This window comes from Hydrogenophaga sp. ANAO-22, from assembly GCF_042466645.1.
In the GTDB taxonomy this organism is placed as follows: domain Bacteria; phylum Pseudomonadota; class Gammaproteobacteria; order Burkholderiales; family Burkholderiaceae_C; genus Hydrogenophaga.
This window is the reverse complement of the sequence record NZ_CP159956.1, coordinates 446,364-460,568: the sequence shown is the minus strand read 5'-3', so window position 1 is coordinate 460,568 and position 14,205 is coordinate 446,364. Positions and strand designations below refer to the sequence as shown.

Genomic DNA, 14,205 nt, shown 5'->3' with positions numbered 1-14,205 from the left:
GAACCTGAATTTGCAATCGAACGACTTCGAGATCTTCGGCCTGAGCCCGCGCTTCGCGGTGGACCGCGCCGCGCTCGACGCGCGCTGGAAAGACCTGCAGCGCGAAGCCCATCCCGACCGCTTCGCCACCGCCGATGCCCAGACCCAGCGCCAGGCGATGCAGTGGTCGGTGCGCATCAACGAGGCCTACCAGCGCCTGAAGGACCCGCTCAAGCGCGCGGCCTACCTGTGCGAACTGCACGGCGCGCCGATCCAGGCCGAGAACAACACCGCCATGCCCGCCGCCTTCCTGATGCAGCAGATGCAGTGGCGCGAAGACCTGGACGAGGCCCAAGGCCAGGACGATCTGGAGCGCATGGCCGACGACGTGGCCACCGCGCGGCGCGCGATGCTGCAGGAACTGCAGACCACGGCCGACGACCTGCGGGACTGGCCCGCGCTGGCCCAACAGGTCAGAGCCCTTATGTTCGTTGAGCGCTTTGCCAGCGATGTGGAGAACCGGCTCGATCTGCTGGGACAATAGCCGGTTCCCCCTTATGAATGACCGTTGACCCATGGCGCTTCTGCAGATCTCCGAACCCGGCCAGTCGCTCGACCCGCACCAGCGGCGCGTGGCGGTGGGCATCGACCTGGGCACCACGCATTCGCTGGTGGCCGCTGTGCGCCACGGCGTCTCCGAATGCCTGCCGGCGGCCGATGGCCGCGTGATCCTGCCCAGCGTGGTGCGTTACCTCGACCCCGCGCAGGGTGGCTCGGGCCGGCAGATCGGCTTCGAGGCACTGGCCGCGCAAGTGCAGGACCCGGCGAACACCGTGAGTTCGGTCAAGCGCCTCATGGGCCGCCGCCGTGCGCAGGTGGCCGACGTGGACAAGCTGTCCTATACCGTGGTCGACCAGGACGGCATGGCCGTGGTGGAGACCGTGGCCGGCCGCAAGACGCCGATGGAAGTCAGCGCCGAGATCCTGGCCACGCTGCGCTTTCGCGCCGAGGACAGCTTCGACGACGACCTGTATGGCGCGGTGATCACCGTGCCCGCGTACTTCGACGACGCGCAGCGCCAGGCCACCAAGGACGCGGCCCAGCTCGCGGGCATCAACGTGTTGCGCCTGATCAACGAGCCCACGGCCGCCGCCATCGCCTATGGCCTGGACAACGGCTCGGAGGGCGTCTACGCCATCTACGACCTGGGCGGCGGCACCTTCGACATCTCCATCCTGCGCCTGACCAAGGGCGTGTTCGAGGTGATGGCCACCGGCGGCGATTCGGCCCTGGGCGGCGACGATTACGACCAGGCGCTGGCCGCCTGGGTGCTGGCCCAGCAGGGCGTGAGCGCCGAGCTCAATGCCTCCGAGCGGGCCGCCGTGCATGCCGAGGCGCGTCGCGTGAAAGAGGCGCTGTCGTCGGCCGCGAGCGAGACCTTCCGCGCCCGCGTGGCGGGCAAGGCCATCGAACAGGCGGTCACGCCGGGCGATTTCGAGGCCTGCACCGCCGCGCTCACCGCGCGCACGATGACCGCGGTGCGCAAGGTGCTGCGCGACGCCGGCACGGCCAAGGACGAGGTGCAAGGTGTGGTGATGGTCGGTGGTTCGACCCGCATGCCGGTGATCCGCCGCACGGTGGGCGAGTTCTTCGGCACCGAGCCGCTGACCAACCTCAACCCGGACGAAGTGGTGGCGCTGGGCGCCGCCATCCAGGCCAACGCGCTCGCCGGCAACAGCCGCGACGGTGACCTGCTGCTGCTCGATGTGATCCCGCTGTCGCTGGGCATCGAGACCATGGGTGGCCTGGTCGAGCGCATCGTGCCGCGCAACAGCGCCATCCCCACCGCGCTGGCGCAGGACTTCACGACCTACCAGGACGGCCAGACCGCATTGGCATTGCACGTGGTGCAGGGCGAACGCGACCTGGTGGCCGACTGCCGCAGCCTCGCGCGCTTCGAGTTGCGCGGCATCCCGCCCATGGTGGCCGGCGCCGCGCGCATCCGCGTGACCTTCACCGTGGACGCCGACGGCCTGCTGTCGGTGAGCGCGAAAGAGCAGGGCAGCGGCGTGGAAGCCCGTGTGGACGTGAAGCCCGCCTACGGCCTGAGCGACGAGCAGATCGCCGCCATGCTGCAGGACAGCTTCGCCACCGCGCAACAGGACATCCAGGCGCGCGCGCTGGTCGAGGCCCGCGTGGACGCCGACCGCATGATCGCCGCCACGCGCACCGCGCTGGCCGCGGACGCCGACCTGCTGCAGCCCACCGAACGCCAACAGATCGACGACCTCATGGCGGCGCTGGCGGCCACCGCGCAGGGCGACGACGCCAACGCGATCGAAAACGCCACGACCGAACTCGCCAAGGCCACCGAGCCCTTCGCCGCGCTGCGCATGAACCGGGGCATCCAGCAGGCCCTGTCTGGCAAGAAACTCGAAGAAGTCTGAAAACACAACGTCCCCATGCCCACGATCAAGATCCTGCCCCATCCCGAATACTGTCCCCAGGGCGCCAGCATCACGGCGCCCGCGGGCACCTCGATCTGCGAAGCCCTGCTGGACAACAAGATCAACATCGAACACGCCTGCGACATGAGCGCGGCCTGCACCACCTGCCATGTGATCGTGCGCGAAGGCTTCAACAGCCTCAACGAGCTGGAAGAGACCGAGGAAGACCTGCTCGACCGCGCCTGGGGCCTGGAGCCCAACTCGCGCCTGTCGTGCCAGGCCATCGTGGCGCAGAAGGACCTCACGGTGGAAATTCCGAAGTATTCGATCAACCACGCGAAGGAAAACCACTGATGCGCCAGATCGTCCTCGACACGGAAACCACGGGCCTGTCGGCCGAGAACGGCGACCGCATCATCGAGATCGGTTGCGTCGAGCTGCTCAACCGCAAGCTCACCGGCAACAACCTGCACTTCTACGTGAACCCCGAGCGCGACAGCCACGAGGACGCGCTCAAGGTGCACGGCATCAGCAACGAGTTCCTGCGCGACAAGCCCAAGTTCGCGGCCATTTCCGACCAGTTGCTGGACTACCTGCGCGACGCGGAAGTGATCATCCACAACGCGCCGTTCGACATCAGCTTCCTCAACAAGGAGATGGAGCGCCTGGGCCATCCGCCCATCACCACCATCCTGGGCCAGGTGACCGACAGCCTGGTGATGGCCAAGGAAATGTTCCCTGGCAAGCGCAATGGCCTCGACGCCCTGTGCGACCGCCTGGGCGTGGACAACTCGGGCCGCACGCTGCACGGCGCCTTGCTCGATGCCGAGTTGCTGGCCGACGTCTACATCAACATGACGCGCGGCCAGGACGCGCTGCTCATGGACCTGGGCGATGCGCCGGGCGAGGACGGGCAGACCGAGGCGCTGGACCTGAGCCGCTTCGAGCTGCCGGTGCTGCTGGCCAACGAGCAGGAAAGCCAGGCCCACGAAGGGGTGCTGGCCGAACTGGACAAGGCGAGCAAAGGCAAAACCTTGTGGCGTTCGGTGCAAGCCGCCTGAAACAGCCCAAAAACCGGCTATAATTTGAGGCTTCCGAGAGATCGGTCAGATCAATCGGGCGGTTAGCTCAGTGGTAGAGCACTGCCTTCACACGGCAGGGGTCGCAGGTTCGAACCCTGCACCGCCCACCAGACCCAGAAAGCCTGCAAGTTCTTGAACTTGCAGGCTTTTCTGCTTTTATTCTCCGCTTTGGTCGTCTGGGCGAGGCGTAGATTCACCGGAATGTACAAGTCGCTTCCTCTGGACGCCATCGCCCTGCAGCAGCCGGTTCCCGTGAACGTGTGGGACCCGAAGGGTGTGCTGTTGCTGCGCAAGGGCGAAGCGATCACATCGGAACAGCACCGGGGGCTGCTGATGCTGCACTCGCCCGTGGTGCTGGAGGCCGACTGGCGCGCCTGGTCGTACAGCTACACCACCGAACTCGACCGCATGGTGCGCGACAACGCGCCGCTCAACCGCATCGCGGGTGTGAGCCACGCGGTGGAAGTGCCTCACGTCGAGGCGCGCGAGGAAGCCGGGCCGGTGGAGCTCTGGGCCGACCTGCACGCGTCGCTCAACAGCCTGTTGCACCAGGGCACGGCGGCCACCCAGTTCAACGACAAGCTCGAACGGCTGGCCGCGCGTGCGCAGCGCCTGTGGCACTCGGCGCCGGACGACTGCCTGTTGGTGTTGGTGCAATTGCTCTTCGATGCCCGCATGGGCTACAGCGCGACGCATGCGCTGCTTTCCGCGGGCCTGTGCGCGCTGGTGTCGCCCTCCACGGGGGTGTCTCCCGCCGAGCAGGCCACGCTGTTCCGCGCCGCGCTGACCATGAACATGGGCATGACGCGCACGCACGACGCGATGGCCCGCCAGACCGGTCCCCTGACCGACGCCCAGCGCCAGACGGTGCGCGAGCACCCCTTGCGCAGCGCGGCGATGTTGCGCGAACTGGGTGTGGCGGACGCGCTGTGGCTGCGCCTGGTGGAAGAGCAGCACGAGCGGCCCGATGGCAGCGGCTACCCGGTGGGCAAACCGGTGGCCGACCTCGCGCAGCGCCTGCTGCAGATGGCCGACGTGTACGTGGCCTGCATCAGCCCGCGCATGGGCCGGGGCGGCCTGCTCTCGCAGCAGGTGGCGCGCGAGCTGTACCTCGGGCCCGATCAGCAACCCGACGCGCTGGGTGCGCTGTTCGTCAAACACATCGGGTTCTACCCGCCGGGCAGCTATGTGCGCCTGGCCAGCGGCGAGGTGGCCGTGGTGACGCGGCGCGGCGCCAAGGCGAACGCGCCGCAGGTGTTCGCCATTGTCGGGCGCCAGGGCATGCCGCTGGGCGAGCCGACCTGGCGCGACACGCAGGACCCGGCCCACGAGATCAAGGCCAGCCTGCCGCCGGGCGACGTGCGGGTGGTGGTGAACGTGCCGCGCCTGCTGAGCAGGCGCTAGGAATCAGTACTTCTGCGTCGCAGCGCGACCTGCAACGAGAGAGGCAACACACACCAGGGGCACCAAGGGTCCGGCTCTGCCGGTCCTAGGTGCCGTCCCCCCTCGAAGCGCCGAAGGCGCGCCACGGAGGGGGGACGCCGCGCAGCGGCGCAGGGGGGTGTTTATCTCACCGCGGCAGGTACATCGTGGCCTCCACCTCGACCAGCACCTCGTCGCCGGGCAGGAAGCGCGAGACCTCGACCACCGTGCTCACCGGTGGCTCCCCCGGAAAGAACAGGCCGCGCACCCGGTTGTAGGGCGCGTAGTGGGGCAGATGGCGGAAGTACTGCACCAGCTTGACCACGTCGGACATCTTCCCGCCGTGTTCCTCGGCGAGCTGGCGGATGCGGTCCAGCACGAACCAGCTCTGCGACACGATGGGCGCCTCGAACACGTCCACCGACATCTGGCCGGTGACGAAGCCCTGCTTGCGCAGCGCGGCCAGCGCCTTGGTGGGGATGTCCTCGTAGCTGCTCACGGTGCGGCGCTTGGCCGGGTCCACGGCCACGACGCCGCTCATGAACACGAAGTCGCCGACGCGTTTGGCGGCGGCGTAGTGGGCCATGGGTTTGCCTGTGCTCATGTGGTGTCTCCGGTACAAGGGTGGGTGGCTCAGTCGGGCAGGCCCCAGGCGCGCATCTTCCCGGGGTTGAGAAGGCCGGCCGGATCGAAGCGCTTTTTCATGTCGATCACGTTCTGCGGCAGGTCGCCTCCGACCTTGCCTTCCTCGATGATGAAGGTGTGCGGGTTGTTCACGCGGATGCCGTTGTCGCGGAAGATCTGGATGATCTCGTTGAGGCGTTCTTCCGTCGTGAAGCGCACCAGCGGCAGCGAAGTGCAGGTGGTGAAGCCGTCCATGCTGCGCAGGAACTCGACGTGCATCAGCACCTCGTCGCCGAACAGCTCGCGGATGCGGCGCACCTGGTCCAGGTGCTTGCCCGGCGTGAACGTGGTCTGCAGGTAGGTCAGGCCCTTGTCCACCTTGAGGGCGTTGAGCGTGGTGTGGTTCCAGCAGTACTCGGCCAGCGTGTGGTGCTGGGCCCGCACCTCGTCGGCCGTGCGGCGGTAGGTGACCTTGCCGCCGTGGGCGGTGATCACCTGCAGGGCCGCGGCTTCCGAGAACTCGGCCACCAGCAGCAGCGCGGCGTGGCAGCCCTTGGGCAGGTATTCGGCCAGCGGCACCATGTAGGCGGGAATGGGGTCGGCCAGCAGGGCGATGTTCTTCTTCACGATGCCGGGCGCGTGCGCCAGCGCGTTGCCGAAGTCCAGCGCGCGGTCGGCGTCGTCGAAGGTGACGATCATTTCCATCCAGTCGTGGGCGGGCGCCAGCGCCATCTCCACTTCCAGCACCAGGCCGTTGGTGCCCCAGAGGTGGTGCATCAGCAGGGCTTCGGGGCCGCGCAGTTCCACCACCTGCGGCTCGGCCTCGATGCTCATCGCGCGGATGCCGAGGATGTTGCCGGCCGCGCCGATCGGGCCGTAGTTGATCGAGCCCACGCCGCCGAAGCCGCCGCTGAACAGGCCGCCGAGCGAGGCGCTGCGGAAGGTCGAGGGGATGCAGCGCAGCTCCCAGCCGGTGGGGCGCGCGGCGTTGTCGAACTCGGCCAGGCGGATGCCGGCCTGCGCGCGGCCCACGCCGGGGCGCGACCACAGGAAGGCGTTGTAGCCGCTCATGTCGAGGATCACGCCGCCGTGCAGCGGGGTGGACTGGCCGTAGTTGCCGGTGCCACTGCCGCGCACGGTGAGCGGGATGCGGTGGCGCGCGCAGGCCGAGGCCACCTGTCGGATCTCGTCCTCGGTGCGGGGCTTGACGACGATGTCGGCGCGCTTGCCGAGCAGCTGGCGCTTGAGCACCGGGCTGAACCAGGAGAAGTCCTGCGAGAGGCGGCCGATCTTGAGGGGATCGGTGATCCAGTCAAGGCCGGGCAGTTCCTGCTGGATTTGTTCGATGGAGGTGCTGGAAACGGTCATGGCGTGTGGTCTTCTTTCAATGCGGTTCAGTCCTGCGCGATTTCGCTGGCGTGCCAGGAGCCCAGCGACACCTTGGTCAGCCAGGCCATGAGCACGAACAGGAAGACGCCGGCGAGCGAGATCAGCAGCAGCGCGGCGAACATGCGCGGGATGTCGAGCTGGTAGCCGGCCATCAGGATCTGGTAGGCCAGGCCGGTGTTGGTGCCGCCGGTGCCGGCGACGAACTCGGCCACCACGGCACCGATCAGCGCCAGGCCCGAGGAGATGCGCAGGCCGCCGAAGAAGTAGGGCAGCGCGCTGGGGATGCGCAGGCGCCAGAGCATCTGGCCGCGCGTGGCGCGGTTCATCTTGAAGTAGCTCTGCAGGTCGGGGTCGACGCTGCGCAGGCCCAGCGTGGTGTTGGAGATGATGGGGAACAGGGCCACCAGGGCCGCGCACACCACCAGCGAGGCGGTGGGCTGCTTGACCCAGATGATGATCAGCGGGGCGATGGCCACGATGGGCGTGACCTGCAGCAGCACGGCGTAGGGGAACAGCGCGGTCTCGATCAACCGGCTCTGCACGAACAGGAAGGAGATCAGCACGCCGACGACCACAGCCACCACGAAGGACAGCACGGTGATCTTCATGGTGATCACCAGCGAGTTGAAGAGCGTGGACCAGTCCTTGACCAGCGTCTCCATCATCAGGCCGGGCGAGGGCACCAGGTAGGGCGGCAGTTCGAGGCCGACCACCAGGCCGTGCCAGAGCGCGACCAGCACGATGGCGACCAGGGCCGGGTACAGCACGCGCTGCACGCGAGGCTGTTTCAGGAAGGGGGTGTTGACGGTGGGGTTCATGCGTGTGCGCTTTCGGTCGTGTCGCGGCTGGCGCGCAGCAGGCTGTCCTGCAGTTGCTTGGCGTAGTGGCTGAATTCGGTGGAGACCATGAAGTCCGGCGTGCGCGGGTAGGGCTGGTCGATCTGGAATTCCTCGACGATGCGGCCCGGGCGCGCGGCCATCATGACCACGCGGCTGGAGAGGAACACCGCCTCGTGGATGGAGTGGGTGACGAAGACGACGCTGAGGTTCTTCTTCTGCCAGAGTTCGAGCAGGTCGGCGTCGAGCTTGTGGCGGGTGATTTCATCGAGCGCGCCGAAGGGCTCGTCCATGAGCAGCAGCGTGGGCTCGACCACCAGGCCGCGCGCGATCGACACGCGCATCTGCATGCCGCCGGAGAGGGCGCGCGGCAGGGCCTTGGCGAACCTGGACAGGCCCACCAGGGCCAGTGCATCGGCCACGCGGGCGTCGGCCTCTGCGCGCGGCACGCCGGCCAGGTCCAGCGGCAGGCGCACATTGGTCTGCACGCTGGCCCAGGGCATCAGCGTGGGCGACTGGAACACGAAGGCCAGGCGGTGGCCCGACTTCTCCAGCTGGCTGACCCCCTGGCCCCAGAGCTTGAGGCTGCCGCTGCTGGGTTCGAGCAGGCCGGCCACCATCTTCAGCAGCGTGCTCTTGCCGCAGCCCGAGGGGCCGAGCAGCGTGACGAATTCGCCTTCTCGCACCGTCAGGTCCACCGGCTGCAAGGCCACGGTGCCGTTGGGGTAGGTTTTCTGGACGCCCTGGATGTCAATGGCCAGGGTGGCGGACGGTTGGTCAGTCTTCATGGGGTACTTGTGGGTGAAGGCGGGGCGGGCCGATGCGGGCGCGGAGCCCGCATCGGTGCGCGTGGCGTGCGCCCGCCGCGGCGGGCGCACAGCGGTCGTCAGGGCAGGACCTTGGCGTCACGGGAGATGTCGAAGCGGTAGGCCTGGTCGATGTTGACCTTGGCCGGGTCGATCATCTCGTTCTCGACCAGGAAGGCGTGCGTCTTGAGCAGGCGCTCGCGCGTGATGATGCCGATGCCCTGCTTGGCGGCGTCGCCGCTGGTGATGATGCCCATCTCCTTGAGCTTGCCGATGCCGTAGTTGAGCTGGTCGTCGGTCATGTTGGGGTTGTCCTTCTTGATCAGCGCGTTGGCGGGCGCCGGGTCGGCCAGGTAGCTCTTGTAGCCTTCGGCGGTGGCTTTCACGAAGGCGGCCACGGTCTTCTCGCGTTCCTTCACGGTCTTGTCCATGCAGGAGATCAGGTTGGCGTAGGGCGGGTAGCCCTGGTCGGCCAGCAGGAAGGTGTTGGCCTTCACGCCGGCCTTCTGGATCGCGAACGGCTCGGACGAGAGGAAGCCCATCTGCACGACGTTCTTGTCGGCCACGAAGGGCTGGATGTTGTAGGTGTAGGGCCGCGCCTGCGCATCGGTGTAGCCGTACTTGCCCTTGAGCCAGGACCACATGCCACGCATCGCCGTGGGCGCGATCAGGATGGTCTTGCCTTTCATGTCCTCGAAGGACTTCACGTCCTCGTGGGCGATCAGCACCTGCGGGTCCTTCTGGAAGATGGCGGCCACGTTGACGATGGGCAGGCCGTTGCCGCGCGCCACCATCATCTGCGTGTCGGTCGCGCCCATGATGCAGTCGGCCTGGCCGGCGGCCATGATCTGGATGATGTTGATCTGCGGGCCGCCCATCTTGATGGTCACGTCCAGCCCGTGCTTCTTGTAGATGCCGTTCGCGATGGCCTGGTAGTAGCCGCCGTGCTCGGCCTGCGCGTACCAGTTGGTCATGAAGGTGAACTTTTCCTGCGCCTGGGCGGCGCTCAGGCTCAGGACGCCCAGGGCGGTGGCGCCGAGGGCTCGGCACAGTCGGGTCAGGGATGCGGAGGAGGACATGGCAGGCCTTTCTGTCGAAGGGTGGGGTGGGACGGAGGAGCGCGGGAGGGAAACGGAACGGTGGATCGATCAGCCCAGCGTCTGCTGGATGTGACCGGTGAAGTGGCCACGCTCCCAGGTCGGTTCATCGCGAACGACCCAGCGCATGGTGAAGAGTTCGGTGATGGCCTGGACCCAGCTGTTGGCCAGGCTGTCGAGGATGGCTTCGCCCTGTTCGCGCGTGGCGGTGGTGGGGTCGCCGATGACGCCGCTGGGGCCGAAGTCGCGCGCCACCCAGGCGCAGGCCGGTCGGCCATCGGCCGAGAGCGTCTTGGACGGGAAGGGCGGCGGGAAGTACGCGGCGGCGCGCTCCATGTGCACCGTGTCGGGCGCCAGCGCGAGCATCAGCGCGGTTTCCGAATGGCCGGCGTGCATGGAGAGCTTGCGTTCTTCGTCGCTGATGAACTTGCCCGAGACATTGGGCACGCGCGAGACGCCGTAGGGCACGACGACGAAATCGCCATGGCGCAGGCGCAGCTCGCGAGCGGCCATCTCCAGCACCTGCGGCTGGCCACCATGGCCGTTGGCGAACACCAGCTTGCGGAAACCCGAGCGGTAGACCGACTCGCCCAGCTCGATCATGGTCGAGAGCAGGGTGGTGCCGGTGAGCGTCATGGTGCCCGCGAAGTGCAGGTGCTCTTCGGACTTGCCGTAGGTGATGGGGGGCAGGCCGAAGGCGCGGATCTCGGCGGGCAGGCGCTCGAAGGCCTTGCCGATGACGCCCGCGGCGATCACGGTGTCGACCGAGCAGGGCAGGTGCGGCCCATGCTGTTCGGTGGCCCCCACCGGCAGCACGATGACCGTGTTCTCGCGGTCGGGCAGCGCGGTGATTTCCGTCCAGGCCAGGTAGGGCAGGAAACGGTGCGGGGGGAAGTAGCCGTGCATCATGGGGCGGGTCCTTGTGGGGAGTCAGGGAATGAGGGGGCGGCCGTTGCGCAGCACCACGCGGGGCGCGGTGCGCGAGGGCCAGGCATGGGCGTCCGAGGCGGTGAACACCACGAGATCGGCATTCGCACCGTCCAGCGTGGCGCGGGCCAGCGGCTGGCGCTGCAGCCAGTCGGCGCGGCACAGCGCGTCGGACCAGGTGTCGAAAGGGGTGTCGAGCTGACCGGCCAGCGTGGCGGCCTGCATGGCGTCGAGCGGGTCCAGGCTGCCGACGCGGCAGAACGGGTCCTGCACGTTGTCGCTGGCGAACAGCAGCGGGATGCCGCGCTCGCGCGCTTCCTTCACCAGCATGAGGCCGCGCAGGCGCGGCGTGCGGCCGGTGACGGCGTCCTGCAGCAGCAGGTTGGTGATGGGCAGCGACACCAGTGTGATCGGCGCGCGCGCCACGGCGTCCAGCGTGGCCAGCGCCTGGTCCTCGGGCTGGGCCGCGAGCGCGCAGTTGTGGCCGCAGACCACGCGGCCGGTGAAGCCGATGTCGCGCAGCAGCAGCGCGATGAAGGCCAGGCCTTGCGCGCCGGGATTGAGTTCCTCGTCCACGTGCAGGTCCAGGTCCAGATCGATCGCCTGCGCGGCGTGCACGAGGTGGCGCAGGGCGTTGGCGTCCCAGTTGCTGGAGTGCACGAAACCGCCGAGCAGCGCGTGCGGGCCGGTGGCGGCGACGCGGCGCGCCAGGGCCTGCGCCTCGTCGCGGTCCTGGAACAGGCCGAGCTTGATCAGGGCGACCTGTTCGAGCCGCACGCGGCCGCGCCATTCGGCGGCGAGTTCGGCGATCACCTCCCACGCCAGTGGCGGGGTGCTGGGGTCCCACCAGTCGATGTGGGTGCGCAGGTGCGTGGTGCCGGCCTCCCAGGCCCATTGCAGGCCGCGCTCGGCGCGCTCGCGCAGGTCGGCGTGGGTCCAATGGGCGCGGTCGCCGATCACCGCGTCGATCGCGCCGAGCAGGCCGGGCTTCACGGCGCCCATGCGCGGCAGGATGAAGGCCTTGTCCAGGTGCGTGTGCGCATCGACCATGCCGGGCAGCACCGGCGCGCCCTGCACGTCCCAGCCTTGGCCGGTGACCCTGACGGTGCCGGTGATGGGCGAGGTGCGGGTCACGCGGCCCTGGGCCAGTTCCAGCAGCGCCAGGGCCGGGCCGGCGTGGTCGGTGGGCCAGTCGGTCGGCAGCAGCCAGCGCGGCAGCCGCGCGTTGGCGATGAAGTCGGGGGCGGCGGGCGGCTGCGGCATGGGCGTGGGGTTCAGAGGTCGAGGGTCAGGGTGGGCGAGTGGCTGCGCGCGCAGCAGATCGCCACGTGCGTGGCGCGCTCGGCCTCGGTCATGCACGCGTCCTGGTGGTCCGGCGTGCCATCGAGGTAGGGCGTGAGGCAGGAGCCGCAGATGCCTTGTTCGCACACGGTGTCCACCGCCACGCCCGCGCCTTGCAGCACGTGGGCGATGCTCTTGCCCGGCGCCACGGGCAGGCGCAGCTGGCGGCGCGCGAGCAGCACCTCGAAACCCGCCGTCTGAGCCGGGGCGGCCTGGGGCTGGGTCGGGGCGCTGAAGTACTCGAAGTGCACGCGCTCGGCCGGCCAGCTCTGGCAGGCCTCGCGCACGTGGGTCATGAAGCCCTCGGGCCCACAGAAATAGACGTGGGAGCCGGCCGGCGCCTGGGCGATCACGGACGAGGGGCGGGTGGGCGACGGCACGCTGTCGAAGTGCACCTGCACGTTGCGCCGCCAGGGCGCGTGGTCGAGCGTGCCGCACAAGGCCAGGTGCTTGGAACTGCGCGCGAACACCGCCAGTGTGAACGGCGCGCCCAGCGCGTGCAGCGCATGCGCCATCGAGACCAGGGGCGTCACGCCAATGCCACCGCCCAGCAGCAGGTGGTGGGCCGCGTTCGGCGCCAGGCGGAACTGGTTGCGCGGCAGGCCGATGCGCAGGATCTCGCCTTCGCGCACCCACATGTGCAGGGCGCGCGAGCCGCCGCGGCCGGTGTCTTCGCGCTTGACCGCGATCTCGTACGACTCCGTGGTGCGCGTCGGATCGCCGCAGAGCGAATAGCTGCGCACCAGGCCGCCGGGCAGGTACACGTCCACGTGCGCGCCGGCCTCGCAGGCCGGCAGGGGCAGGCCGTCGATGCGCTGCAGCACATAGCTGTTCACCTCGTCGGTGTGGCGCACGACGCGGGCGACGCGGATGGTCAGGTCACCGCGTGGCGCGGGGCCGTTCGGGGGGCTGGCATGGACCGTTTGGCCCGCTGGCGTGTTGATCGAACTCAATTTCTGACCATTTAATTTGACTGTTTGGTCAGTATAAGAAAAATCACCCCCGGGGAAACCGTGAAAACCCGCAGATTCAGGGAAGGAAGGTGGCGCCGCGTGTCGTTGGCGCCACAGCGCGCTCAGTCGCGCAGCAGGCCGCAGCCGCGCAGGATGAACGGGATGAGCTCGTTGGCTACGGCCTCGCGGTCCAGGGGCCCGCAGATGTGGCGCACCTGCAGCGCGAAATCGGCGTGGTGCTGCGTCATGGCCCAGATGTGCATGAGCAGCAGGTGCGCGTTCATCGGCTTCATCAGACCGCGCGCGATCCAGCCGTTGATGATGCCGACTTCCTTCTGGACCCAGGTGCGGGCGTTGGGCCAGTAGCGCCCGAGGTTGTGGCCACCGTCCAGGATCTCGCGCGTGAAGATGCGCGAGACCGTCGGCTGGTCGAAGGCATGGTCCAGCTTTTGGCGGATGTAGTGGCTCAGGATGTCGGCCGGCTCGGTCAGGCCGGGCGGCGCGAACTCGATCTTCCAGGCCATCATCACCGAGTCCAGCAGCTCGTTGTAGAGCTCTTCCTTGCCGGTGATGTAGTAGTGCAGCTGGGGCTTGGTCAGGCCGGCGCGCTCGGCAATGGCCTGGGTGGAGGTGCCCTTGAGGCCATGCAGGCTGAACTCCTGGGTGGCCGCTTCCCGGATGGCGGCGAGGATGCGCTGTCGGCTTTCCCGCACCGCACGTGCGGGGCGCGCAAGCGTGGGGGTGGCGGCGCGGGGCTCGCGCCGTGCCGGGGAATCTGCAGCTGTCATGGTCCGGAGTCGCGTGGGCCGGAGCCGGCCACGACGCGCTGAAAAGTGGGATTTCATGATAGCAGGCGCGCCATTCTGGTGCGCGCGGCCAACCCCTCGCCACGGGCTCAGCCGGGGCGGCGCAGGGCCACCGCCTCGATCTCCACCAGCACGGGGGCAATCAGGCCGGAAATGACGGTCGAACGCGCGGGCGCCGTGGCCGCGGGGAAACGCTCGGCGTAGGCCTCGTTGAAGCCGGGGTAGTCCTTGGCGTTGACCAGCCACACCGTGGTCTTGACCACGTCGGCCAGCGTGCAGCCGGCGCGCTGCAGGATGGCCTCGATCAGGTCCAGGGTGTAGTGGGTCTGGCTCGCGATGTCCTCGCCGGCCGCCTGGCCGTTGCGCATGGGCACCTGGCCGGCGACGAAGACCAGCCGGTCCTCGACCACCACCGCGGGCGAGATGGGCTGGACCTTGCCGGCCCGTTCCACGGGCGGCCCGATGTGTTCAATGCCGGGGTTGGGGCTCATGCGGG

The 14,205-nt window shown here is 68.5% G+C and carries 15 protein-coding genes and 1 tRNA gene; 6 read left to right on the top strand and 10 right to left on the bottom strand.

The window, feature by feature from the left end; translation table 11 throughout:
• Positions 1-4: 4 nt before the first annotated feature.
• The 6 genes from hscB (at position 5) to ABSY19_RS01905 (ending at position 4,912) form a co-directional block, all read left to right on the top strand.
• Complete coding sequence (gene hscB / locus ABSY19_RS01930; RefSeq protein ID WP_382164001.1) at positions 5-523, top strand: Fe-S protein assembly co-chaperone HscB; 519 nt, start codon at positions 5-7, stop codon at positions 521-523.
• A gap of 31 nt (positions 524-554) precedes the next feature.
• Positions 555-2,426 (top strand): Fe-S protein assembly chaperone HscA, encoded by a 1,872-nt coding sequence (hscA, locus tag ABSY19_RS01925; protein WP_382158555.1) that lies wholly within the window; start codon positions 555-557, stop codon positions 2,424-2,426.
• Positions 2,427-2,441: 15 nt separating this feature from the next.
• Complete coding sequence (gene fdx, locus ABSY19_RS01920) at positions 2,442-2,780, top strand: ISC system 2Fe-2S type ferredoxin (protein ID WP_382158553.1); 339 nt, start codon at positions 2,442-2,444, stop codon at positions 2,778-2,780.
• Positions 2,780-3,487, top strand: coding sequence for a DNA polymerase III subunit epsilon (gene dnaQ, locus ABSY19_RS01915; RefSeq protein WP_382158552.1), 708 nt, complete (start codon positions 2,780-2,782; stop codon positions 3,485-3,487). The genes fdx and dnaQ overlap by 1 nt, the downstream gene beginning before the upstream one ends.
• A 56-nt stretch (positions 3,488-3,543) precedes the next feature.
• Positions 3,544-3,618: transfer RNA gene (locus ABSY19_RS01910), tRNA-Val, on the top strand.
• A gap of 91 nt (positions 3,619-3,709) precedes the next feature.
• On the top strand, positions 3,710-4,912 hold the full coding sequence (locus tag ABSY19_RS01905) for an HD-GYP domain-containing protein (RefSeq protein WP_382158550.1): 1,203 nt from the start codon (positions 3,710-3,712) through the stop codon (positions 4,910-4,912).
• A 166-nt stretch (positions 4,913-5,078) separates the two neighbouring features.
• Here ABSY19_RS01905 and ABSY19_RS01900 read toward each other — a convergent pair whose 3' ends face one another.
• The 10 genes from ABSY19_RS01900 to ABSY19_RS01855 form a co-directional block, all read right to left on the bottom strand.
• On the bottom strand, positions 5,079-5,534 hold the full coding sequence (locus tag ABSY19_RS01900; protein WP_382158548.1) for a RidA family protein: 456 nt from the start codon (positions 5,532-5,534) through the stop codon (positions 5,079-5,081).
• A 29-nt stretch (positions 5,535-5,563) separates the two neighbouring features.
• The gene (locus ABSY19_RS01895; protein WP_382158546.1) at positions 5,564-6,922 is read right to left on the bottom strand and encodes an FAD-binding oxidoreductase; all 1,359 of its coding nucleotides are present in this window, start codon (positions 6,920-6,922) and stop codon (positions 5,564-5,566) included.
• A gap of 26 nt (positions 6,923-6,948) precedes the next feature.
• On the bottom strand, positions 6,949-7,761 hold the full coding sequence (locus tag ABSY19_RS01890) for an ABC transporter permease (protein WP_382158544.1): 813 nt from the start codon (positions 7,759-7,761) through the stop codon (positions 6,949-6,951).
• On the bottom strand, positions 7,758-8,567 hold the full coding sequence (locus ABSY19_RS01885; protein ID WP_382158542.1) for an ABC transporter ATP-binding protein: 810 nt from the start codon (positions 8,565-8,567) through the stop codon (positions 7,758-7,760). The genes ABSY19_RS01890 and ABSY19_RS01885 overlap by 4 nt, the downstream gene beginning before the upstream one ends.
• A 98-nt stretch (positions 8,568-8,665) precedes the next feature.
• Complete coding sequence (locus ABSY19_RS01880; protein ID WP_382158540.1) at positions 8,666-9,664, bottom strand: ABC transporter substrate-binding protein; 999 nt, start codon at positions 9,662-9,664, stop codon at positions 8,666-8,668.
• A 69-nt stretch (positions 9,665-9,733) separates the two neighbouring features.
• On the bottom strand, positions 9,734-10,591 hold the full coding sequence (locus ABSY19_RS01875) for a creatininase family protein (RefSeq protein WP_291120300.1): 858 nt from the start codon (positions 10,589-10,591) through the stop codon (positions 9,734-9,736).
• Positions 10,592-10,612: 21 nt separating this feature from the next.
• Positions 10,613-11,872, bottom strand: coding sequence for an amidohydrolase family protein (locus tag ABSY19_RS01870; RefSeq protein ID WP_382158538.1), 1,260 nt, complete (start codon positions 11,870-11,872; stop codon positions 10,613-10,615).
• A gap of 11 nt (positions 11,873-11,883) precedes the next feature.
• Positions 11,884-12,903 carry a PDR/VanB family oxidoreductase gene (locus tag ABSY19_RS01865; protein WP_382158536.1) on the bottom strand — a complete coding sequence of 340 codons (1,020 nt, stop codon included), beginning with the start codon at positions 12,901-12,903 and terminating at the stop codon, positions 11,884-11,886.
• Between the two features lie 122 nt (positions 12,904-13,025).
• Positions 13,026-13,691, bottom strand: a complete 666-nt coding sequence (locus ABSY19_RS01860) for a TetR family transcriptional regulator C-terminal domain-containing protein (RefSeq protein WP_291120293.1) — start codon at positions 13,689-13,691, stop codon at positions 13,026-13,028.
• Between the two features lie 107 nt (positions 13,692-13,798).
• On the bottom strand, positions 13,799-14,200 hold the full coding sequence (locus ABSY19_RS01855; RefSeq protein WP_382158534.1) for a RidA family protein: 402 nt from the start codon (positions 14,198-14,200) through the stop codon (positions 13,799-13,801).
• Between the last annotated feature and the right edge of the window lie 5 nt (positions 14,201-14,205).

Coding starts and splice junctions, on each gene's coding strand:
- hscA (WP_382158555.1), top strand. CDS start 555: ATGGCGCTTCTGCAGATCTCCGAACCCGGCCAGTCGCTCGACCCGCAC.
- fdx (WP_382158553.1), top strand. CDS start 2,442: ATGCCCACGATCAAGATCCTGCCCCATCCCGAATACTGTCCCCAGGGC.
- dnaQ (WP_382158552.1), top strand. CDS start 2,780: ATGCGCCAGATCGTCCTCGACACGGAAACCACGGGCCTGTCGGCCGAG.
- ABSY19_RS01905 (WP_382158550.1), top strand. CDS start 3,710: ATGTACAAGTCGCTTCCTCTGGACGCCATCGCCCTGCAGCAGCCGGTT.
- ABSY19_RS01900 (WP_382158548.1), bottom strand. CDS start 5,534: ATGAGCACAGGCAAACCCATGGCCCACTACGCCGCCGCCAAACGCGTC.
- ABSY19_RS01895 (WP_382158546.1), bottom strand. CDS start 6,922: ATGACCGTTTCCAGCACCTCCATCGAACAAATCCAGCAGGAACTGCCC.
- ABSY19_RS01890 (WP_382158544.1), bottom strand. CDS start 7,761: ATGAACCCCACCGTCAACACCCCCTTCCTGAAACAGCCTCGCGTGCAG.
- ABSY19_RS01885 (WP_382158542.1), bottom strand. CDS start 8,567: ATGAAGACTGACCAACCGTCCGCCACCCTGGCCATTGACATCCAGGGC.
- ABSY19_RS01880 (WP_382158540.1), bottom strand. CDS start 9,664: ATGTCCTCCTCCGCATCCCTGACCCGACTGTGCCGAGCCCTCGGCGCC.
- ABSY19_RS01875 (WP_291120300.1), bottom strand. CDS start 10,591: ATGATGCACGGCTACTTCCCCCCGCACCGTTTCCTGCCCTACCTGGCC.
- ABSY19_RS01870 (WP_382158538.1), bottom strand. CDS start 11,872: ATGCCGCAGCCGCCCGCCGCCCCCGACTTCATCGCCAACGCGCGGCTG.
- ABSY19_RS01860 (WP_291120293.1), bottom strand. CDS start 13,691: ATGACAGCTGCAGATTCCCCGGCACGGCGCGAGCCCCGCGCCGCCACC.
- ABSY19_RS01855 (WP_382158534.1), bottom strand. CDS start 14,200: ATGAGCCCCAACCCCGGCATTGAACACATCGGGCCGCCCGTGGAACGG.